General features: G+C 61.1%; 19 protein-coding genes and 1 tRNA gene. 10 read left to right on the top strand and 10 right to left on the bottom strand.

The features are described 5' to 3' along the window. The 3 genes from Q0O40_RS15855 to Q0O40_RS04845 all read right to left on the bottom strand — a co-directional run. A partial coding sequence (locus Q0O40_RS15855) for a transposase (RefSeq protein WP_367183703.1) occupies positions 1–83 on the bottom strand: 83 nt, incomplete at its 3' end. Positions 84–143: 60 nt separating this feature from the next. Beyond that, the gene (locus Q0O40_RS04850) at positions 144–980 is read right to left on the bottom strand and encodes a tetratricopeptide repeat protein (RefSeq protein WP_295526918.1); all 837 of its coding nucleotides are present in this window, start codon (positions 978–980) and stop codon (positions 144–146) included. Positions 981–1,622: 642 nt separating this feature from the next. Next, positions 1,623–1,712, bottom strand: a tRNA-Ser gene (locus Q0O40_RS04845). Positions 1,713–1,829: 117 nt separating this feature from the next. On the opposite strand from Q0O40_RS04845, the gene Q0O40_RS04840 reads away from it, so the two are divergent. The 10 genes from Q0O40_RS04840 to mazG are packed head-to-tail and all read left to right on the top strand — an operon-like array spanning position 1,830 to position 10,781. Further along, a complete protein-coding gene (locus tag Q0O40_RS04840; RefSeq protein WP_295526916.1) occupies positions 1,830–2,912 on the top strand; it encodes a lytic transglycosylase domain-containing protein in 1,083 nt (360 codons plus the stop codon). Further along, positions 2,896–3,810, top strand: a complete 915-nt coding sequence (locus Q0O40_RS04835) for an SPOR domain-containing protein (protein ID WP_295526914.1) — start codon at positions 2,896–2,898, stop codon at positions 3,808–3,810. Before Q0O40_RS04840 ends, Q0O40_RS04835 begins: the two co-directional genes overlap by 17 nt. 59 nt (positions 3,811–3,869) lie before the next feature. Beyond that, positions 3,870–5,024 carry a D-alanyl-D-alanine carboxypeptidase family protein gene (locus tag Q0O40_RS04830; RefSeq protein WP_295526911.1) on the top strand — a complete coding sequence of 385 codons (1,155 nt, stop codon included), beginning with the start codon at positions 3,870–3,872 and terminating at the stop codon, positions 5,022–5,024. After that, positions 5,021–5,641: a dTMP kinase gene (gene tmk / locus Q0O40_RS04825; RefSeq protein ID WP_295526909.1), complete on the top strand. Its 621-nt coding sequence runs from the start codon at positions 5,021–5,023 to the stop codon at positions 5,639–5,641. The genes Q0O40_RS04830 and tmk overlap by 4 nt, the downstream gene beginning before the upstream one ends. Next, positions 5,638–6,603 carry a DNA polymerase III subunit delta' gene (locus Q0O40_RS04820; RefSeq protein ID WP_367183714.1) on the top strand — a complete coding sequence of 322 codons (966 nt, stop codon included), beginning with the start codon at positions 5,638–5,640 and terminating at the stop codon, positions 6,601–6,603. The genes tmk and Q0O40_RS04820 overlap by 4 nt, the downstream gene beginning before the upstream one ends. 31 nt (positions 6,604–6,634) lie before the next feature. Then, complete coding sequence (gene metG, locus Q0O40_RS04815; protein WP_295526908.1) at positions 6,635–8,203, top strand: methionine--tRNA ligase; 1,569 nt, start codon at positions 6,635–6,637, stop codon at positions 8,201–8,203. Next, complete coding sequence (locus Q0O40_RS04810; RefSeq protein ID WP_295526905.1) at positions 8,203–8,979, top strand: TatD family hydrolase; 777 nt, start codon at positions 8,203–8,205, stop codon at positions 8,977–8,979. Before metG ends, Q0O40_RS04810 begins: the two co-directional genes overlap by 1 nt. Continuing rightward, positions 8,976–9,743, top strand: a complete 768-nt coding sequence (locus Q0O40_RS04805) for an MBL fold metallo-hydrolase (RefSeq protein ID WP_295526902.1) — start codon at positions 8,976–8,978, stop codon at positions 9,741–9,743. Before Q0O40_RS04810 ends, Q0O40_RS04805 begins: the two co-directional genes overlap by 4 nt. Before the next feature lie 14 nt (positions 9,744–9,757). Beyond that, positions 9,758–9,910 carry a hypothetical protein gene (locus Q0O40_RS04800; protein ID WP_295526899.1) on the top strand — a complete coding sequence of 51 codons (153 nt, stop codon included), beginning with the start codon at positions 9,758–9,760 and terminating at the stop codon, positions 9,908–9,910. Positions 9,911–9,965: 55 nt separating this feature from the next. Next, the gene (gene mazG / locus Q0O40_RS04795) at positions 9,966–10,781 is read left to right on the top strand and encodes a nucleoside triphosphate pyrophosphohydrolase (protein ID WP_295526897.1); all 816 of its coding nucleotides are present in this window, start codon (positions 9,966–9,968) and stop codon (positions 10,779–10,781) included. Positions 10,782–10,789: 8 nt separating this feature from the next. Here mazG and hflX read toward each other — a convergent pair whose 3' ends face one another. The 7 genes from hflX to dusB form a co-directional block, all read right to left on the bottom strand. Then, the gene (gene hflX, locus Q0O40_RS04790) at positions 10,790–12,136 is read right to left on the bottom strand and encodes a GTPase HflX (RefSeq protein ID WP_295526894.1); all 1,347 of its coding nucleotides are present in this window, start codon (positions 12,134–12,136) and stop codon (positions 10,790–10,792) included. Between the two features lie 10 nt (positions 12,137–12,146). Then, positions 12,147–12,749, bottom strand: a complete 603-nt coding sequence (hfq, locus tag Q0O40_RS04785) for an RNA chaperone Hfq (RefSeq protein WP_295526892.1) — start codon at positions 12,747–12,749, stop codon at positions 12,147–12,149. Positions 12,750–12,922: 173 nt separating this feature from the next. Then, the gene (locus tag Q0O40_RS04780) at positions 12,923–14,308 is read right to left on the bottom strand and encodes a sigma-54 dependent transcriptional regulator (protein WP_295526890.1); all 1,386 of its coding nucleotides are present in this window, start codon (positions 14,306–14,308) and stop codon (positions 12,923–12,925) included. Positions 14,309–14,332: 24 nt separating this feature from the next. Further along, complete coding sequence (locus Q0O40_RS04775) at positions 14,333–16,582, bottom strand: ATP-binding protein (RefSeq protein ID WP_295526887.1); 2,250 nt, start codon at positions 16,580–16,582, stop codon at positions 14,333–14,335. 75 nt (positions 16,583–16,657) lie between these two features. Beyond that, positions 16,658–18,094 (bottom strand): sigma-54 dependent transcriptional regulator, encoded by a 1,437-nt coding sequence (locus Q0O40_RS04770; RefSeq protein WP_295526885.1) that lies wholly within the window; start codon positions 18,092–18,094, stop codon positions 16,658–16,660. Next, the gene (locus Q0O40_RS04765; protein WP_295526882.1) at positions 18,091–19,230 is read right to left on the bottom strand and encodes an ATP-binding protein; all 1,140 of its coding nucleotides are present in this window, start codon (positions 19,228–19,230) and stop codon (positions 18,091–18,093) included. Before Q0O40_RS04765 ends, Q0O40_RS04770 begins: the two co-directional genes overlap by 4 nt. After that, entirely contained in the window at positions 19,227–20,255 is a 1,029-nt protein-coding gene (dusB, locus tag Q0O40_RS04760) for a tRNA dihydrouridine synthase DusB (RefSeq protein ID WP_295526878.1), read from the bottom strand. The genes Q0O40_RS04765 and dusB overlap by 4 nt, the downstream gene beginning before the upstream one ends. Positions 20,256–20,308: the final 53 nt, after the last annotated feature.

Below are 20,308 nucleotides of genomic sequence, written 5' to 3'. Positions count from 1 at the left end.
GCCAGATCAGCTGTCTTCCCGCCCGCCTCTGCCTCCTTCAGCACTCCGATAATCTGCTCTTCCGTGAACCGTGATCGCTTCATCTGTCCGTCCTTCAAGGGGCCGGACTCTAATCATTCTTGGAGGAAAATCAGGGGGTCACGTCAATCGGGGCTGCCTTGATCGGCTGACCGCTGCAGCCATTCCAAGGCCTCTGGCGGAGACGCCTTCGCGATCTCCATCAATATCAGCCCGTAGAACCGCTGGGCATCGGCATTCCCTGATCGAGCAGCAAGTAGAAACCATCCACCAGCCTCTTGCAGATCGTCAGGACTTCCGTTTGTCAGAAGCAGCAATGCCAGTTCGACTTGGGCACCCTCGTTGCCCCGCCGAGCATGCCAATTAAGCGCCGCTTTAGCTTTGGCTATGTCGCCTGAACTCAGGAACTGACGTGCCGCAGATAAACTGAAAGGAGCAATTGGCACGCTGGGAGGCGAGAACAAATCTGACCGTGAAGCCCAAATTACCTCAGGGTAAAGTTGAAGGGTTTCAAGAGCTTTTCCGCTGCCTTGATCGCCTAGCTCCTTTGCCCGCAAAAAGTACGGCACCGCTTCAACCCGTTTGACTTGCCTTGTACCTTCAAAGCCAGTCATTAACTGATAGCCCATTTCCCAGTTGGCTATCTTCGCCCATGTCGGGTCAACGCTTTGAGCTGCAATTAACAAATAGCGCAAAGCAGATTCGGGGTCTTTGGATACACCCACTCCGTTCAAATAGTACTTGTAGAGTTTGAAAGCGGCGGCTGCAGCCAACTCAGGACTGCTGCCTTCGACCACTTTCGCATATAGCTTTGCAGCTTTAATGTAGTCTCCATTCTCGTCGGCTTTGTTGGCTGATAGGAATGCAGTGTTGTTGAAAAAACCTGCTTGAGCTGGTTGTGCTACGGCAAGTAGGACCGCAGCGAGAAGTGCCGAGCGTGTAGTTTTAAAATTCTTTGGCACGTGCCTTCTCCTGCCCAACCCGATTCTGGGAATTTTATTTTGCAACGCAGCGGAATTGAAGTTCAACACTCCCTGGATGCGCTGCTCGCGAGGAGCTTAGCTTGAGATCAACCGTTTCCAACGCCTGCCCGTGCATTTCGCAGAACGCATTGGCCTCTGCATACACTTTTGCCTTCGCTCCGGACGGCGTTCCTGTACCAAATTGCGCGCTACGCTTTGTTATCAAGAATGTGCCCTTGTCCATCGGGACCACACCGCTGCTAGCGCAACCGCTCAATAGGACGGCAAGAACCGCGCAGCCCAAAAACCTAGCCATTTTATCGAGACTCCTATGTTGGGCACTGTCCCCAACTCGGGGCGCAGCAGGTCAATCATGTTAAATCGTCGCACGGGCTTGGTCTTAAATCACGAAAAAATTTCTCGTGGCCCCATCCGTCACAGATGCTCAAGGCCAAGGCCCTACCCCCCCGGGGGGGGGCTTTGAATTGGGTCAGAGGTGGCTGGCCAGTGCCTTGGGGCCTTTTGAGGCGCCAAACCCGAAAGCCATCCGATGCCATCGGCCTAAAGCCCATGAGTTATCGGGGAGCCATTATGGGATCTAAGGGAATAATTTATAATTTATCCTTATAAATCAGGGATAATTGGCGGAAGAGGTGGGATTCGAACCCACGGATAGGTTTCCCCATCGCTGGTTTTCAAGACCAGTTCCTTAAACCACTCGGACACTCTTCCATACCGATTGCGTGATGGCGGCGGGTGGTTTGCCGCCAGTGGGTTCTGAATCGCGCTGGGAGGGCGATAGCGGCGTTGCGGCCTGTCGCAAAGGGGATTCACAAATCGGGTCAGCCTGTGGCACAAGCACGCGTGATGATCGTCAAACAAGCGCAGTCTGTTTTCAAAACGCCCAGAGCGTTGCGCGCAGCGGCGGCGGCCTTGTTGCTGTCGTTGCTGGCAGGGCCGGCGCGCGCACAGGAAAACGCGGAGGCAGGGTTTCAGGGTTATCTCCAACTGCTCGCCGCACGAGCACGCGGCGCAGGCGTGAGCGAGGCAACGATTGCGGCCGTCACTGGCGGGCTGACCCTCAATCCCCGCGTCATCAGCCTTGATCGCGCGCAGCCGGGCGGCGGCGCGGCCAGCTTGATCCCGTCATTCGAGCCTTACCGGCGCAAGCACGTCGATCCTGCGCGGATTAGCGGCGGGCGGCGGATCGTTGCCGAGTCCGCCGGCGCCCTGGCACAACTTGAGCAGCGCTACGGCGTGCCCGCCAAGATCCTGCTCGCGATATGGGGGCATGAAAGCAATTACGGCGCCTACACCGGTGATTTCGACCTAGCCCGCTCGCTGGCAACGCTCGCCTATGAAGGGCGGCGGCGCGAGCTGTTTGCGGGCGAGTTCATTGCCCTGCTCAAGATGATTGATCGCGGCGTGCCGCGCTCCAAACTTGTCGGCAGCTGGGCAGGGGCATTCGGTAACCCGCAGTTCCTGCCCAGCGTTTATCTCAAAGTGGCGCAGGACGCCGATGGCAATGGGTTTGCCGATATCTGGGCGAGCAAGGCCGATACTCTGGCCTCGATCGCCAACTATTTTCGCGATGCTGGCTGGCGGCCGGGCGAGCCCTGGGGCTCTGCCGTGACCACACCGGCGGGGCTCGACCGCGCCGCGCTTGGCACCTCGCTGGCATCGCCGCGATGTCCAAAGGTCTATGCACGCCATTCGCGCTGGCGCACGATGCGCGAGTGGCGGGCGCTGGGAATGGCGCCGCGTTCGGGGATCTGGCCAGATGATACCATGATGGCCAGCCTCATCGAGCCGGACGGTCCGGGCCGCACCGCCTATCTGCTAACCGGAAATTATCGGGTTATCCTCGATTATAACTGTTCGAACCTCTATGCTCTTTCCGTGGGACTGCTGGCCGATGAAATCGCGCGTTAGTGTAAGCGTTCTTTGCTTTGGCCTGATCATGATCGCGGCGGACCCTTTGTCTGCGCGCGCCCCTGCGCCGCCGCTTGAGCGCGAAGTTGGACCGGGCGGCGATTACCCGGTGCAGATCGGCGATCCATTTGTGGTGGACGGCAAAACCTATACGCCTGCAGACACGATGAATTACGATGCGGTCGGCTATGCTGTGCCTTCGGCAATGGATGACGGGTTGACGGGAGTGAGCGGGGCCCACCGCACGTTGCCGATACCGTCTTATGTCGAAGTGACCTCGCTCGATACCGGACGCACGGCGCTGGTCAGGCTTGAACGCCGGGGCCCGATGACGGGCGATGGGCTGGTTGCGCTCTCGGACATGGCCAGCAGTTTGATCGGGATCACGCCGGGCGCGCGCGGCGCTGTGCGGGTGCGCCGCGTCAATCCGCCCGAGCAGGAGCGCGCGCTGCTGCGCACAGGGCAAACAGCCCCTATGCGCATGGATACACCTCCGGGGCTGCTCACCGCGCTTCGCCGCAAGCTGGGCGTGGCTGGCCCAGCAGAGCCTGCGCCGATCCAGAATGCCGCCGTGAACAAGCCTCTGGTAGCGCGCAAACCGGCTGTGATCGTGCCTGCTGCCGCGGCCAGACCGCAGATTGCGCGCGAACCCGCTGCCGCAGTTGTTTCTGCGGCAAGCTCGTCAAAGGGTGGCGGATATTATGTGCAAGTGGGCGCGTACTCCAGCAAGGCGAGCGCGCAGGCGGTAGCAAAACGGGCTGGCGGCAAAGCGGTCCAGGCTGGCAAATTATGGCGCGTGCGCATCGGGCAAAATGCGCCGCGCGCCGAGGCCGACGCGGCGCTGGCGAAGGCGCGCCGAGCGGGCTATGCCGATGCACGGGTTCTGAGCGACAAGTGAGCTGGCAGGATCGCCATCGGGGATAAAGCTTGCGCCGACGATTGATCTCTATTGCTACGATGATTTCGCTTGCGGCCACGCCGCTGTCAGCAGCCGGGCAGGTCATGCAGGCGAACCCGGCCTTGATGCCGGTCCTGACTGCGCCGATCGCTCTGATAATCGATGTCAATTCTGGCCGCGTTCTGTTCGAGCGGCAAGCGCATCGGCGGTTTGTGCCTGCCTCCTTGACCAAGATCATGACCAGTTATGTGGCGTTCGAATTAATCGCGGCAGGGAAACTAAACCTTGCGCGGCGCATTCGCATGAGCCCGCAAGCCTATCGCCAGTGGCACCGGGTTGGGAGCACGATGTTTCTGGCCGATGGCAGCGAAACGACTGTGGCTGAATTGCTCGACGGCATCATTACGGTTTCGGCTAATGATGGCTGTGTCGTTTTGGCAGAGGGGATTGCCGGAAGTGTGCCGGGCTTTACGGCGATGATGAATGCGCAGGCCCGCAAGCTGGGCCTCAAGGATTCGCATTTCAACACGCCCAATGGGTGGATGGACGACGGCGAAACGTATGTCAGTGCAGCCGATCTCGCGACGTTGAGCACGGCTTTGATTACGCGCCACCCGGCGCTCTATCGGCGGTTTTATGGGCGCGATCATCTGGAATTCCGGGGGATCGAGCAACCCAATCACAATCCGCTCTATGGCCACACGGCCGGGGCAGACGGCGTAAAAACCGGGTTCACCAACGAAGCGGGCTATGGCCTTGTGGGCACCGCGATCCGGGGCGGGCGGCGATTGATGATGGTTGTCGGGGGATACGACCGCCCGAAAGACCGCGCGCTGCAATCGCGGGCGTTCATGGAATGGGGCTTCGGCGCGTGGGAAGCGCATCCGCTCTATGCCAGCCGCGTCCGCATCGGGCCGGCGAAAGTTCAGGGCGGGACGGCAAGGGCGGTTGATCTGGTCGCGCCAAATCCGGTCGCGGTAACTCTTCCGCGCGGCACCCGTGTGAGATACAGTCTTGCCATCCGTTACAGAGGACCGCTGAAAGCGCCAATCTTGGCCGGCGATCCGGTGGCGACCCTCGTGGTGCGCGCCGAAGGACAGGGCGAGCAGCGCGTACCGCTTGTTGCCGCACGAAATGTTCCACAAGGCGGCTGGCTGTCGCGGATCAGCGATGGCTTCGCCGCGATGGGTTTTGCCGCGATCACCGGGCGATGAAGGGACGCTTCATCACTTTTGAAGGCGGGGAAGGGGCCGGCAAATCGACCCAGGCCCGGCTTTTGGCAGAAGCCTTGCAGATGGCCGGTCACGAAGTCGTGATCACACGCGAACCAGGCGGCACGGCAGGGGCCGAGGCCATTCGCGGGCTCTTGCTGGCGTGCGACGGCCACGATTGGGGCCCGCGCGCAGAGGCCCTGCTCTTTGCAGCGGCGCGCGCCGACCATGTCGAACGGTTGATCCGTCCGGCGCTGACACGCGGCGCGTGGGTCATCTGCGACCGCTATCTCGATAGCAGCCGCGCCTATCAGGGCGGGGCGGGCGGGCTAAGCGATGAGGACATTCTGGCGTTGCATGGCATCGGCAGCGAGGGACTGCTGCCCGATCTCACTCTGCTGCTTACGCTTGATCCGGACCTGGCGCAGCGCCGCCTGAAGCTGCGCGATGCAGGGCAGGCCGACCGCATCGGCGGGCGGGCGGTTGCCTATCACGCCAAAGTGGCGCAGGCGTTCGAGCGCATGGCCGCAGAGGCTCCCGAGCGCTTTGTACGGATCGAAGCGGCCGGCGCACCCGAAAAGGTTCATGCCCTTGTCATGGCGGCGCTGGAGCGAATGTGACCACTTTGGCAGGCCACGATGAGGCGTGGCGGGTATGGCGCGCAGCCGCGGCGAGCGACCGAATGCACCATGCATGGATACTGGCGGGCCGCGAAGGGCTAGGGAAGGGGCTGTTTGCGCGTCAGGCCGCCGCCGATCTGGTGGCGGAGCCTGGCGTGCATAGCCCGGCGCTGGCGAACCATCCCGATGTCCATCTCCTCTGCCCGCTTCCCGCCAATGAAGATGAGGCGAAGAAAAGAGATGAGAGGACATCCTATCTCAAAAAGCGCAACATCTCAGTGGAGCAGGTGCGAGAAATGCAGCGCCGTCTGGTGACTCGGCCAACGCTCGGCGAGCGCCGTGTGGTGCTGATCGATGCCGCCGATGCGTTGGAGAAGGGCGCGGTCAATGCGCTGCTCAAAAGCTTGGAAGAGCCGCCAGTCGGCACCTTCTTCATGCTCGTAGTGCACCAGTTGGGACGGCTGCTCCCCACTGTACGATCACGGTGTACGGTGCTGAGGTTTCACCCGCTGGGCGATGCGATGCTTGCCAGCGTGCTTGATGAGGCGGCTCCTGAGCTTGACAGCGGCGCGCGTGCGGCAGCGATTGCGGTTGCAGGCGGCTCGCCTGGCCGGGCATTGGGCTTTGCCACGCACAATCTGGGCGTTGCATGGAAAATCATGCAGCGCCTGATTCAGAACGGCGATCCCGATTTTGCGCTGAGGGCTGAATTGTCGCAAGCGCTGGGCCAAAGGCCTGACCGCGAACGCCTGATCGCGGCGATCGAGGCCGCGCGCATGGTTCTGGTCGGTGCATTGGGCAGCGCCGACACAGCGGCCCGCCTGCGCATTGCCGATGCGCATGGCGCGATGGCGGGATTGGCTGCGCAAGCGCCAACTTACAACTTTGAACCAGCGCTGCTGCTGATCGAAATCGGTGCCTTGCTGGCATCGGTGGCGCAGACTAGGGAAGGGACTGACTAAGTTTTTGCGGCCCAAGGAAGCGAATATCTCGATGGGGAAACCCTACTACATCACCACCGCAATCAGCTATCCGAATGGCAAGCCGCATATCGGCCACGCCTATGAGGCGATTGCCGCCGACGTGATCGCGCGATTTCACAAAGCCATGGGGCGCGATGTGCGGTTTCAGACCGGCACCGACGAGCACGGCCTCAAAATGGCGCAAAAGGCACGGGAACTGGGGCTGACACCGGGTGAGCTCGCCGATCAAATGTCGCGCCATTTCATTGATATGGCCGAAGCTCTCCATATCGATTATGATGTTTTCCTGCGAACAACCGAGGCTCGCCATCACGAAGCCTCGCGCGCGATATGGCAGCGCATGGAAGCCAATGGCGACCTCTATCTGGATCGTTACGAGGGCTGGTACTCGCTGCGCGACGAGGCCTACTACGACGAGAGCGAACTTGTTGCCGGGGAGGACGGCGAAAAGCTTTCGCCGCAAGGCACGCCGGTGGAATGGACCGTCGAGGAAAGCTGGTTTTTCCGCCTTTCGCGATATCAGGAGCCGCTTTTGGCGCTTTATCGCGATCAGCCCGATTTTATCCGGCCCGAGGCCCGGCGCAATGAAATGGCCTCGTTCGTCGCACAGGGCCTGCGCGACCTTTCGGTATCGCGCACCAGCTTCGATTGGGGCGTGAAGGTACCCAGCGGCGAAGCCCACGTGATGTATGTGTGGGTCGATGCGCTGACCAACTATCTTACCGGGTTGGGATGGCCCGATGAAACCGCCGAATTTGCGAAGTTCTGGCCGGCTGATCTCCACTTGATCGGCAAGGATATCGTGCGGTTCCATTCGATCTATTGGCCGGCATTCCTCATGAGCGCGGGTTTGCCCGTTCCCAGACAGGTGTTCGGTCATGGTTTTCTGCTCAACCGCGGGCAGAAGGAATCGAAATCGCTAGGAAACGTGACAGATCCGGTTGCTCTGGCAAAGACATTCGGCGTTGATCCGCTGCGCTATTTCCTCATGCGCGAAGTCGTGTTCGGTCAGGATGGATCCTATTCGGCCGAAGCCATCGTGACGCGGTGCAACGCCGAACTTGCCAATGGCTATGGCAATCTGGTTCAACGCACATTGGCGATGATATTCAAGAACATGGAAGGCGAGATTGCCGCGTTCTCGAAGTCGGATGCAGATTGCGCCATGCTCGCTACGGTTTCGGATATCTGCGGCGTTGACGTGCCGCGCGAGTTTGCTGCGCTCAACTTTTCGAGCGGAGTCGATGCTTGGATGCGCGGAGTTTTTGCCTGCAACCAGTACATCGATGAGCAAGCTCCGTGGGCCTTGCGCAAGACCAATCCGGAACGGATGCGCGCAGTGCTACTGACGTTGTTCATGGCCATCCGCGATCTGGCGATAGCCATTCTTCCGGTGGTCCCGTCCACCGCCCATGCTGTGCTCGATCAGCTTGGCATACCGCGCGAGGAGCGCGGCTATGGCGCACTGCAAGACGCCAATTGGTATCTTGCGCGGGCAACCATTGGCGAGCGGATTGCCGCTCCTGTCGCAGCCTTTCCGCGGCTTGATCTGCCCGTTGATGCCGCCGAGCCCGCCTGATGCTGATCGATTCGCACTGCCACCTCAATTACAAGGGTCTGATCGAGGAGCAGGGGGCTGTGCTGGAACGCGCGCGGGCGCGCGGCGTGCGCGGTTTCCTCAATATCTCGACCAAACGCGGCGAATGGGATGCGGTGGTTGCCACGGCAAGGCGCGAGCCCGACGTCTGGGCCAGCGTCGGCATTCATCCGCACGAGGCCGATCGGCATGCCGGGCTGGATGCGGCGCTGTTGCGCGAAGCGGTGCAAGATCCGCGCGTGATCGCAATCGGGGAAACCGGCCTCGATTACTATTATGACAAATCAGACCGCAAGGTGCAGCAGGATCTGTTTCGGGTGCATATCGCCGTGGCCCGCGAAACCGGATTGCCGGTGATCATCCACACCCGCGACGCTGAGGCGGACACGGCCGCGATCTTGACCGAGGAGATGGCGCGGGGCGCTTTTCCGGCGCTGATCCACTGTTTTACGGCTTCGGCCGAGTTTGGGCAGCAGGTGCTTGACTTGGGACTGACCATTTCGATCTCGGGCATCGTAACCTTCAAAAATGCCAAGGACTTACAGTCCTTTGCAGCGCAAGTACCCGATGATCGCTTGCTGGTTGAAACCGACGCGCCGTTCCTCGCGCCGATCCCGCATCGCGGCCGTGTTTGCGAACCAGCCTTCGTCGCCGACACATGCGCCTACGTGGCGGCGCTGCGCGGCACCGACAGCGCAGCTTTGGCGGCGCAGACCAGCGCAAACTTCTTTCGCTTGTTCAGCAAGGCCGCGCTGTGAAACTGGTGGTGCTAGGCTGCGGAACGTCCACTGGCGTGCCCCGGATTGGCAACGATTGGGGCGATTGCGATCCCTCTGAACCGCGCAATCGTCGCACCCGCGTTGCCATCACGGTCGAAGGTAGCGACGGCTTGCGGCTGTTGGTCGATACGCCAACCGATCTGCGGCACCAGCTGTTGACAACCGGAATCGACCGGATTGACGGCGTTGTCTGGACGCACGATCACGCCGATCACACACACGGCATCGATGACTTACGCCCGGTGCGCATGGCCCGGAGCGCCCCGATTCCCGGTTATGCGGCAGACGAGACCGTCAGGCGGCTGCGGCAACGCTTTGGCTACGTTTTTGCCGGGCAGTTTGGTTATCCAACCATCTGCAATCTTGAAAATCTCGATCGGGTGCGGATGATTTGTGGCATCGGCATAAGCCATTGCCAGATGCCGCATGGCCCTGCGCAGTCGACGGCTTTTCGGTTTGAGCAGAATGGTAAATCAATCGGTTACGCGACCGACTTCAGCGAGATTACCGGAGAAATGGTCACGCTGTTCGACCGTGTAGACGTCCTTGTCGTAGATGCCTTGCGCCGCAAGCCGCATCCCACACACGCGCATCTGGCGATGTCGCTGGAACTGGTCGAGGCCTGCCGCGCGGGCCACGCTGTGCTGACCCATCTCGACAAGAGCATGGATTATCGAAGCTTGTGCGATGAAACTCCGTCGCACGTTGAACCTGGGTTTGATGGCATGGAGATCGTGCTGTGAGCGGCGACAGGATCGTGGCGATCATCGGCATCGTCATGGCGCTTGTTCTTGTGCTCGCAAACAGCCGTTTGCGCCGGCAACCGTTGCGCGCCAGCGCTTGGATGGCGGGTGTCTGGCTGGTGCTTATCATCGCATCAGCCGTGCTGTTCGCGGGGTTCCGCCGCTGAGCAGGCATTGCGTTATTTAACATAATAATTATTATCAATTTAAAGGAAGCGGATCGTGAACGAAGCAGACGGTGTGCCAGCCTTCTTCCAAGATGCTTCTCCCGGCGGAATCGCGCGTTTGCTTGGCATCATGGCGAGACTGCGCGATCCACGCAGCGGTTGCGAATGGGATATCGCACAAAACTTTTCGAGCATCGCGCCGTATACGATCGAAGAAGCCTACGAAGTTGCCGACGCAATCGCGCGAAATGACCTCACCGCCTTGCGCGAAGAACTTGGCGACCTTCTCCTGCAGGTCGTGTTTCACGCCCGCATCGCGCAGGAACTCGGCGCATTTGATTTTGCCGCGGTTGCCGATGCCATCTCGGACAAGATGGAAGCACGTCATCCGCATATCTTCGGCGGCGTGGATGATGCTGGCCAATCGCGCGAGGACCGCTGGGAAACGCGCAAGGCCGCCGAACGCATGGCCAAGGGTGCGCAAGGCGCGCTCGATGGTGTGGCGCTGGCGTTGCCCGCCTTGATGCGCGCCGAAAAGCTCCAGAAGCGTGCGGCCAGGGTCGGCTTCGATTGGGCCGACGCCGTTGGACCTGCGGCAAAAGTGCTTGAGGAAATGGATGAGCTTGCGCGTGCAACAACCGCTGCCGAAAGGCTTGAAGAAGCAGGTGACCTGCTCTTTGCAGCGGTCAACCTTGTTCGGCGTTATGACATAGCGCCCGAGGATGCCCTGCGCCATGGCAATCGCAAGTTCGAGGCAAGGTTTCGCGCGATGGAAGCATTAGGTGGGGGCGCATTTGCCTCGCTGACGCTAGATGAGCAAGAGGCGCTCTGGCAGACGGTCAAGGCGAGCGAAACCGCCACCGAAGCATAAATGAAGCATCACATCTGCGCAAATCGGCCCAATTCGCGCTGGCTTAACCGCACCTTCAGGCGCTGCGCTGGCGCACCAAGATTATCCTCCGTCTGAAACTCGGATAATATCTCGCCGTGCGCATGCAGCCAGGCGAGGCGTTGACCATCGGCCATGGGAACGGTTAGCTCAAGCACTTGCGCCCCGCCCGTGAGCAAGCGTCCAAGCAATTCCAGCAGATCGCCGACGCCTTCCCCGGTCACGGCCGAGATGGGCACCACTGCAAGATCAGGAACCTCGGCCGCGATCAGATCACGGCGCATGGCGCGCTCATCGTTGGCGAGAAGGTCCCACTTGTTCCACGCCTCGATCATCGGGATGGAACTCCCCTCCTCCCCGATCACCCCGAGTTCGGCAAGAATCTGCTCGACCTCGAGCTTTTGCTGCGCAGTGGCGGGGTTGGCGATGTCACGAACGTGGACGATGACATCGGCGGCAGTGACTTCTTCGAGCGTGGCGCGGAACGCAGCAACGAGCTGCGTTGGCAGATCGGAAATGAAGCCCACCGTGTCCGAAAGGATCGCTTTATCGACGGCGGGCAACCGAATGGCACGCATGGTCGGGTCAAGCGTCGCAAAGAGCAAATCCTCAGCCATCACGTGCGCGCCGGTGAGATGATTGAAAAGCGTCGATTTGCCCGCATTGGTGTAGCCAACCAATGCGACTACTGGCCAGGGTGCACGCTGGCGCCGCTCGCGGTGGAGGCCGCGCGTGCGGCGTACCTGTTCTAGCTCGAGCCGAATGCGCGACATGCGGCCGCGGATCAATCGCCTGTCCGCTTCGATCTGGGTTTCGCCCGGCCCGCCGAGAAACCCGAAACCACCGCGCTGGCGCTCAAGATGGGTCCAGCTGCGGACAAGGCGGCCCGCCTGATAATCGAGATGCGCGAGCTCGACCTGCAACCGGCCCTCTGCCGTCGCGGCGCGTTCACCAAAGATTTCGAGGATCAGCCCGGTGCGGTCAATGACCTTGCGCGAAAGCTTTTCCTCAAGATTGCGCTGCTGGATCGCGGAAAGCGCGCCGTCAACGATCACCAGTTCGGCATCGCTCTGGTTGATCGCGACGCCGATCTTTTCAACCTGGCCCTCGCCAAACAAGGTGGATGGCCGCACCGCGCGGATGGGCAGGATGAAGGCGTCCACCACCTCTATCCCGATTGCCCGCGCCAGCCCCTGCGCCTCTTCAAGCCGCGCGTCGGCATCCTCGCCAAGGGCGCCGCGTTGACGCACATCGGGAAGGACAACGACCGCGCGCGCGCCGCGCGATACCTCGCCCGTGAGCGCCTCATCGCTGCGGCCAAACTCGAACCCACTCATCGCAGCGGGCTCAGGACGCTTCGCCCTCCCATTCGCCCGACAGGTCTACATGCCCGGCAGGCTGGATGGTCGAGACGGCGTGCTTGTAGGCCAGCTGCACATACCCTTCGCGTTCGAGCAGCATGCAAAACAGATCGTAGGAAGCCACTTTTCCTTGAAGCATAACACCGTTGACGAGGAACATCGTCACTTGCACCCCGGCATCGCGCACGCTGGAAAGGAACACGTCCTGCAGCAGGCGGCGCTTACCCGAATCTTCTTGCCCGTTCTGGAAATGGGCAACCGAAAGCTGTTGCCCCGGCATGATAGTGGAAATGGCATGCTTGTAGACCAGCTGGGTCTGTCCATCGCGGCGCAGGAGGATGGAGAAATTGTCGAACCAGGTCACGATGCCTTGCAGCTTCACGCCCTTGACCAGAAACATGGTAACGGGCGTCTTGCTCTTGCGCAGATGATTGAGAAACAGGTCTTGCAGATTTTGCGCTTTGCCGTTGCCGGAGCTGACAGGCGCGGCCACGATTTCGGGCGGCGCGCCAGTTTCCGCTTGAATGGGAACCGCCGTTGCAGGTTCGGCCTTCGCCCGCGGGCGCGCAGTCAATGTTTTACCGGCCATTGTGTCAGCCTCCTTTTATATTGGCCCAGACGCTGTGATGCGCCTGCGCAAGCTGGCTTCCATGCCGCTGACCGGCCTTGGCCGGTCAAGGGCCTTTCGGCCGGGTTCGTTTCAAAGCGCGTTCGTCAATCCCGTCACTTCGCTCGCATGACTACACGAGGGTCAGGCAAAATTCAATCTGCATCCTCGTCCCCGCGTCGGTCGGCCATCCCAAGGAGCTTGAGCTTGCGGTGCAAGGCTGAGCGTTCCATCCCGATAAAGCTCGCTGTCTTCGAGATGTTCCCCGAAAAGCGCCGAATTTGAACTTTCAGGTACTCCCGCTCAAAGTTCTCGCGGGCCTCGCGCAGCGGCACGCCCATCAATGCAGAAGTCGCGGTGTCACCCCCAAGCCGGGTGCTGACGATCTCTGCGGGCAACATATCGGCATCGATCCGGGCAAGCCGTTCGCGCGGGGCCAGAATGATCGTACGCTCGACCACGTTGCGCAACTGGCGCACGTTCCCCGGCCAATCATAGCTTTGCATCGCGGCAACCGCTTCTGGCGCAAGGATCGGGGGCGCAACTCCTTGTTCATTGGCATAACGGGCGAAGAAATGCTCGGCCAGCGCGGGAATATCATCGCGGCGATCGGTAAGCGAGGGAACCGCGACCGGCACCACATTGAGCCGGTAGAACAGATCCTCCCGGAACCGTTGATCCGCTATTTCACGTTCGAGCGGGCGCGAACTGGAGGAGACGACCCGTACATCAACCCTGATCTGACGGTGCCCTCCGACGCGCACAAACGACTGCTCGGTCAGCACCCGCAAGATGCGTGCCTGGCTCGATGCGGGCATCTCGCCCACTTCGTCAAGAAACAAGGTTCCCCCATCCGCCATCTCCAAAAGGCCCGCGCGCACCAGCTTGCCATCAGATTCTTCACCGAAAAGTTCCTGCTCGAACCGTTCGGGCGTGATCCGTGCTGAATTGACGGTCACAAAGGCATGCGCGCTGCGCGGGCTCCACGAGTGGAGCAACCTTGCGGCGACTTCCTTGCCCGACCCTGCCGGCCCGGTGATCAACAACCGGCTTCCAGTGTTGGCCACGCGCTTGAGCGTGGCGCGAACATGGTTGATCGCGGCAGAATTTCCGGTGAACTCGTCAGCCATCGAAAAGCCATGACGCAACCGCGCGTTCTCGCGGCGCAGGCGCTCGGTTTCGGTCGCGCGTTCGACCAGCAGCAAGAGACGCTCTGCCTCGAACGGTTTTTCGATGAAATCCATTGCGCCCCGTCCGATCGCGGAGACTGCGGTGTCGATATTGCCATGGCCGGAAAAAATGATCACCGGCAGTTCAGGCTCGCGCTTCTTGATCTCATCCAGCACCTCAAGACCGTCCATCGCGCTGCCATGGAGCCATACATCGAGCAGCACGAGGCTGGGCCGACGCTCATCGATGGCCGCCAGCGCGCTGGTGCTATCGGCCGCCAGGCGGCAACCATAGCCTTCATCGCTGAGCACGCCCGCGACAAGCTCGCGGATGTCGCGTTCATCATCGACGACAAGGATATCAAGTGCCATAAATGAGGTCCTGTTATGGAATGATCAGCGCGAGGCGCGGCCGATGAGGGCTTCAGCGAAATCGGCATTGCCGCCCGCCTCAAGCGGCCGGCGCGCGAAGCGCATGCTTACGCAGGTGCCGCCTCGCGCAGCAGCAGCAAAGGTCATTTCGCCGCCATGCTCCTCGACAATCTTGTTGACGATGGCGAGGCCAAGTCCAGTGCCCTTCTCGCGCGTGGTCATGTAAGGCTCGACAATCCGCTCCTTGTCGGCGGGAAGCCCGATCCCGTTGTCCGTGACCATGACCGTGATGCTCTGCTGATCGCCACCGAGCGCAATATCTATCCGGCCACGAAAATCGATGTCTTCACTTTGCGCACGCTGCTCGACGGCCTCAACCGCGTTCTTGAGCACATTGGTCATGGCCTGGCCAAATTGGTGACGATCGGCCTCAAACGGCATCAGCGGGGCGCCCTCAAAGCTGAAATCGATGGCGGAATGGGCGACTTCCTGAAGAAACAGCGCCTGACGAACCAGATCGTTGGCGTCCTCTGTGCGAAATACCGGCTTGGGCAATCGTGCGAAGGAAGAAAATTCATCAACCATCCGGCGCAGGGCTCCGACCTGCCGAATGATCGTGGCGGTCAATTCCTCGAAAAGTTCCGGGTCAGTTTCAATCTGGCGGCCATAGCGCCGCTTGAGCCGTTCGGTCGCCAGCTGGATCGGCGTGAGCGGATTTTTGATCTCATGCGCGATACGCCGCGCGACATCTGACCAGGCTGCACGGCGCTGATCGAGCAACTGGCGCGTGATGTCTTCAAGCGTGATGACATGGCCATTGCGATCGGCGGTAGCCTTGACCGCTAGGGTCAGCAATTCGCCGCCTTTCGCCAGATGGACAATGCCGTTCACCTCCCCGCCGGCGATAAACTGCGCCAATTGCGGAGCAACATCGGCCAGCGGCGTGGCCACCGGGCTTGGCACACCAGAGTCGAGCAGCAGCTTTTGCGCTGAACTATTCATCAGCCGGATATGTCCGTCCCGGTCGATCGACAAGATGCCCGCAGTGATCGATTCGAGCACGGCTTCGATGAAAGCGCGCCTGACCTCAAGCTGCGCATTGGCTTTGACCAGCGCCTGTGTCTGCGTTTCGAGTTGCGATGTCATGCGGTTAAAGGCGCGCGCCAACATCCCCACTTCATCGGTGCCGCTTCCGACTGCGACACGCATCGCAAAATTGCCGCTGCCGACATTGCGCGCCGCCGAAACCAGCTCCACTAGCGGCGCAACCTGCCTATCGGCAAAGCGCAGCGCTACCCAGACCGCGAGCCCCACCAGCGCAAGGCTGATAACCAGCAGTGCGAGGTTGAACCGCAATTGCAAGGCGCGCGCGCGGCCTGTCAAAACATCGTAGGCGCGCAGCACACTTTGTGCCCGCTTCCACTGGTTGAGCGCCAGCGCATCGGATGTGCGCGCCACATAGAGATAAATGCCGCGCGTGCGGTCTACCGGAGTTACCGCCTCAATCCGCTCGGCCGACGCATTGACGACTACCGGTTCACCGCCGTCCAGCTTGCGCAATTGATCCGGCGTGACCCGCTGCCGCTGACCGTTCTGGTTGGGATCGACAATCGCGGCGGTGCGCAAAGTGCCGTCGCTGCCGCGCTCAAGGATCGCCGATTCGTTCAGCTTGCGGTTGATCACCTGCCAGGAATACCCTTCGGCAAAGTCCTGGCTGGTGATGGGGGCCTGGCCCAGATAATCGCGCAGATCGCCTGCCATCGCGACGCTCTCGTTACCCACGTCCCGCAGCTTGTCGGTATAATAACCACGCGCCAGACTGTTGGCATTCTCCAGCATGCCGCGCGAGTTGTCCGAGAACCAGAACTCGACGCCGGACTGAAACAGCAGCGAGGCGAAAATCACCACGAGCAGGGTGGGGATCGCAGCAATCAGGGAAAACAGCCAGACAAGCCGAACATGGAGCCGCCCGCTAGTTCCCAGCACTCCGAACGCAGCGCGCCGCAAAGCGAGTCTGCGGCCAGCAAGCACGATCAGCGCCATAGCTGGCACCAAAGTGCCCACCAGCAGGCTGGTCGTGAGCTGGGCGGGCAGCAACTGGTTGCCTGCGCTGTTCGCCCCAAGCGCCACCCAGCTGATGCCGATCATGAGTGCTAGCGCAAAGGCTGCGGTGAGTTCGAGCAGCAGAAATGCATTGGCTCGGCGCAGGGCAACAAGGAGCCGCCGATACCACCGAGGCAAGCGCCGCGATCGTTTTTTGAGAGTACCGCTCATCGTTGCTAATTAACAACACCGCTGTTGCTTGATTGCAAGCGCTATTGTCCTAGTTACCCTGCACTGAGGCGCATTTCATCGCAAAGGTGTGGCAGATTCAGGGTTGATGCCAAGCTCTGACAGGCGCTTGCGCAAGGTGTTGCGGTTGATCCCCAGCAATTGCGCCGCGCGCAGTTGATTGCCCCCGGTTTGCGCCAAGGCATGCAGAAAGAGCGGAGCTTCGAAAGCAGCGATCGCCGCATCATAGAGCGCCCCGGACTCGGGCTGGTTTTCGGCCAGCCACAAATCAAGCGCCTGCGCCAGATCGGCGTTGCTCGCTTGGGCTGGCCCGGCAGCAGGCTCGGGCGAAACTGGGTCCGAAAGCAGCAGCGGCTCGATTGATGGCACGTCGATGACATCTTCGCGCGCAAGCAAAGCGAGGCGAAAGATGAAATTGCGCAGTTCGCGCACATTGCCGCGCCAAGGCTGTCGCGCGAGCAGCGCGATGGCCTCGTGCGTCAGCTGCCGCCGAGGTAGTCCCTCCATCGCCGCACGCGCGAGGAAATGGCGCGACAGCGCTTCGATATCCTCGCCGCGCTCGCGCAGGGGGGGAAGCGCGATCGGAACGACCGCAATCCGGTAATATAGGTCCTCGCGGAAGTTACCTGCTGCGATCATCGGCAGGAGATCGCGGTTGGTGGCAGCAACAATGCGGCAATCGAGCGTGACTTCATCGGTCCCGCCAACGCGCCGGATCTTGCCCGATTGCAGCGCGCGCAGCAGCCGGGTCTGCGCTTGCAACGGCATGTCGCCGATCTCGTCCAGAAACAGCGTCCCTCCGGCGGCCAGCTCGAACTTGCCGAGGTGGCGCGCGGCGGCCCCGGTAAATGCACCCTTCTCATGCCCGAAGAGTTCGCTTTCGATCAGTTCAGAGGGTATTGCTGCGGTGTTCACCGCGATGAACGGGCCAGCAGCGCGATTACCGAACTGGTGGATAGCCTCGGCCACGAGCTCCTTGCCCGTGCCCGATTCGCCGAGGATAAGGACACTAAGGTCATTGCGCAGAACCCGGGTGATCATCCGGTAGACCGCCTGCATAGCATGACTACGCCCCACCAAGGGGAGCCCCTGCGCAACTTCCTCGGTCTCGTCAGGTTCGCTGGGCATGTTCGCTGCGCCGACAGCCCGGTGCGCGGTACGGACCAGCTCTTCAAGATCGAACGGCTTGGGAAAATACTCGAAGGCGCCGGTGTCGCTGGCGCGCACGGCAGTATCTAGCGTGTTTTGAGCAGAGAGGATGATCACCGGCATATGCGGCGCACCCGCCCTCGCCCGCGCAAGCGTTTCGATCCCATCGCCGTCTGTCAGCACAACGTCGGTGAGCATCAGGCAGTAGGAGCGTCCGGCCAGCATCCGGTCACGCTCGGCAATCGAATCGCAGCGATCAATGCTGAAACCTTCTGCCTCCAGCGCGGCGGTGATCACCAGCGCGATCGATGCATCGTCTTCGACAAGCAAAACCCGCCTTGTCATTGCTGCGCAGATCCGAGCCTGCCAGGACGGGATTTTTCCGGGGCGGCCACCGGCAGGTGGACGCGGAAATGGGTCCAGCCTTTAATCTCGTCCCGATCGTGCGTGACGCGGCCGTTCATCTCGCGAACCAACTTCTGGACCAGCGCCAGGCCGAGGCCCTGACCATTTTTTTTGGCGGTGACGAACGGCTCGAAAATGTGATCGCGCAAAGCAGGATCGATGCCAGAGCCGTTGTCGCTGATCCTGAGCTCGATCGGCAAGCGCACCGGTTTCTCACCTGCTCCTGCGTGAAGTTGGATGCCACTGGCAAAACGTGTGCGCACGGCAATGCGCGGTGCCGCCTTGCTCCCGCTTGCTTCCTGCGCATTGGCCAGCAGATTGAGCACCACTTGGACAAGCGCGTCCGGGCTGGCGCTGACCAGCGGCAAGGATGGATCAAATTCCTCCTCGATCACGAACGCGCCGCTGCGCCCGGCGGCGATGACCGCTTGTGCGCGGCGAACCGCTTCATGGAGGTTGCACGCCGTCGCTGGAACAGCGCTGCGGCGCGAGAGTGATTGCATTTGGTCGATCAGTTTGGCGACCCGGTCGACTTCTGAAGTGATCAGGTCCGTCAATGCCAGATCCTTGCCGTCGAGCTTGCGTCCCAGCAATTGCGCCGCGCCCCGAATTCCTGCGAGCGGGTTCTTGATCTCATGCGCCAACACTTCGGGCGCGCGCAGCGCGGTGCCCTCCCCCGCGCCCGCGCTTTCGCCCGAAAACGCCTCCACGCCGACCGCCTCGTGCAGCACCAGCATCTGCCAACCGGGGCAATGCGCCACCGGCGCCGTCATGACATCGATCCGGCGCGCAGGTTGGCCCAGGACGCGCACTTTCGCATCACGGGCAAACAACTGTGCCTCTCCTTCCGCTAAACGACTGAAGATCAGGGGCTCGTCAAACTCGAACACGTCTTCGACAGGCTTGCCGTTCAGCCGCCGTGCTCCTTGCCCGGTCAATTGCTCGGCTGCCGGATTTGCCGACGCAATCGTAAGATCCGGCGAAAGGAGCACCACCGCGAGCGGAAAGCTTGAGATGATGCGCTTGGGATCCGGGCGCCCGCTCTCTCCTTTGCGCCAATCGGAAGGCCCACTCATGCGGCGATAAGCCGTTCCGGCGCGGCTAGCAGCCGCGTGTAGAAAGCCGCAAGGCTGGCCAGCACTTCTGCAGGTTCATCGATGAAATTGACCCGGTTGCGAAATTCAGCCGAACCGTTCAGTCCCTTTGTGTACCAGCCGATATGTTTGCGCGCCATGTTGACCCCGGTTACCGGGCCGTAGTGATCCAACATGGCCTGGTAGTGTTCGATGACAAGCGCATATTGCTGGGCCAGCGTGGGATCGCTCCGTTGCTCGCCGGTCTCGAGCCAATGCATGATCTGACCGAGCAGCCAGGGCCTTCCATAAGCGCCCCGCCCGATCATCACCCCGTCTGCGCCGCTTTGCTCGAGCGCTGCGGCGGCATCGGCAATCTCGCAGATATCGCCATTGACCAGTACGGGGATCGAAACGGCGTCCTTCACCTTTCGTACAAAGCGCCAATCCGCCGCGCCTTTGTACATCTGGTTGCGGGTGCGGCCGTGGACCGTGATCATCTGCGCGCCGATATCCTGCGCGATCCGCGCGAGTTCTGGCGCATTGAGGCTGTCATGGCACCAACCCATCCGCATCTTGACGGTTACCGGCACTTTGACTGCCTTGACCGTTGCTTCGATCAGCGCGGCGGCAAGGCGAACATCGCGCATCAGCGCCGATCCGGCCTCGCCGTTCACGACTTTGCGGACAGGGCAACCCATGTTTATATCGATGATGGCGGCACCGCGGTCTTCCGAGAGCTTTGCCGCCTCCGCCATCTGGGCCGGATCGCAGCCGACCAGCTGCATCGAGACCGGCTCTTCACTTGGATCCCACGCCCATTTCTGGATCGATTGCCGTGTCTCGCGGATTGCGGCGGGCGAGGCGAGCATTTCGGTGACGTTCAGCCCCGAGCCGAAGCGGCGCACCATCGTCCGAAACGGCAAATCGGAAACCCCGGTCATCGGGGCAAGCACCACTGGGCAGAGGATCTGCACCGGACCGATGTTGATGGCGGCCAGCTTGGGCGGGATGAGAAGCGAAGTCATGGCTTGAACCGTATCTGCCTAAAAAACAGGCATGCGCTTACTGGATTGCATCC

This window comes from Novosphingobium sp. Chol11 (genome assembly GCF_945870625.1).
Taxonomy (GTDB): Bacteria; Pseudomonadota; Alphaproteobacteria; order Sphingomonadales; family Sphingomonadaceae; genus Novosphingobium.
This window is presented reverse-complemented; position numbering and strand designations above follow the sequence as displayed.

What these genes read in the sequence shown, in the direction of transcription:
- Q0O40_RS04810 (WP_295526905.1), top strand. Translation starts at nt 8,203, where the DNA reads ATGCTGATCGATTCGCACTGCCACCTCAATTACAAGGGTCTGATCGAG.
- Q0O40_RS04770 (WP_295526885.1), bottom strand. Translation starts at nt 18,094, where the DNA reads ATGACAAGGCGGGTTTTGCTTGTCGAAGACGATGCATCGATCGCGCTG.
- dusB (WP_295526878.1), bottom strand. Translation starts at nt 20,255, where the DNA reads ATGACTTCGCTTCTCATCCCGCCCAAGCTGGCCGCCATCAACATCGGT.
- Q0O40_RS04830 (WP_295526911.1), top strand. Translation starts at nt 3,870, where the DNA reads ATGATTTCGCTTGCGGCCACGCCGCTGTCAGCAGCCGGGCAGGTCATG.
- metG (WP_295526908.1), top strand. Translation starts at nt 6,635, where the DNA reads ATGGGGAAACCCTACTACATCACCACCGCAATCAGCTATCCGAATGGC.
- Q0O40_RS04780 (WP_295526890.1), bottom strand. Translation starts at nt 14,308, where the DNA reads ATGGCACTTGATATCCTTGTCGTCGATGATGAACGCGACATCCGCGAG.
- hfq (WP_295526892.1), bottom strand. Translation starts at nt 12,749, where the DNA reads ATGGCCGGTAAAACATTGACTGCGCGCCCGCGGGCGAAGGCCGAACCT.
- Q0O40_RS04835 (WP_295526914.1), top strand. Translation starts at nt 2,896, where the DNA reads ATGAAATCGCGCGTTAGTGTAAGCGTTCTTTGCTTTGGCCTGATCATG.
- Q0O40_RS04775 (WP_295526887.1), bottom strand. Translation starts at nt 16,582, where the DNA reads ATGAGCGGTACTCTCAAAAAACGATCGCGGCGCTTGCCTCGGTGGTAT.
- hflX (WP_295526894.1), bottom strand. Translation starts at nt 12,136, where the DNA reads ATGAGTGGGTTCGAGTTTGGCCGCAGCGATGAGGCGCTCACGGGCGAG.
- Q0O40_RS04765 (WP_295526882.1), bottom strand. Translation starts at nt 19,230, where the DNA reads ATGAGTGGGCCTTCCGATTGGCGCAAAGGAGAGAGCGGGCGCCCGGAT.
- tmk (WP_295526909.1), top strand. Translation starts at nt 5,021, where the DNA reads ATGAAGGGACGCTTCATCACTTTTGAAGGCGGGGAAGGGGCCGGCAAA.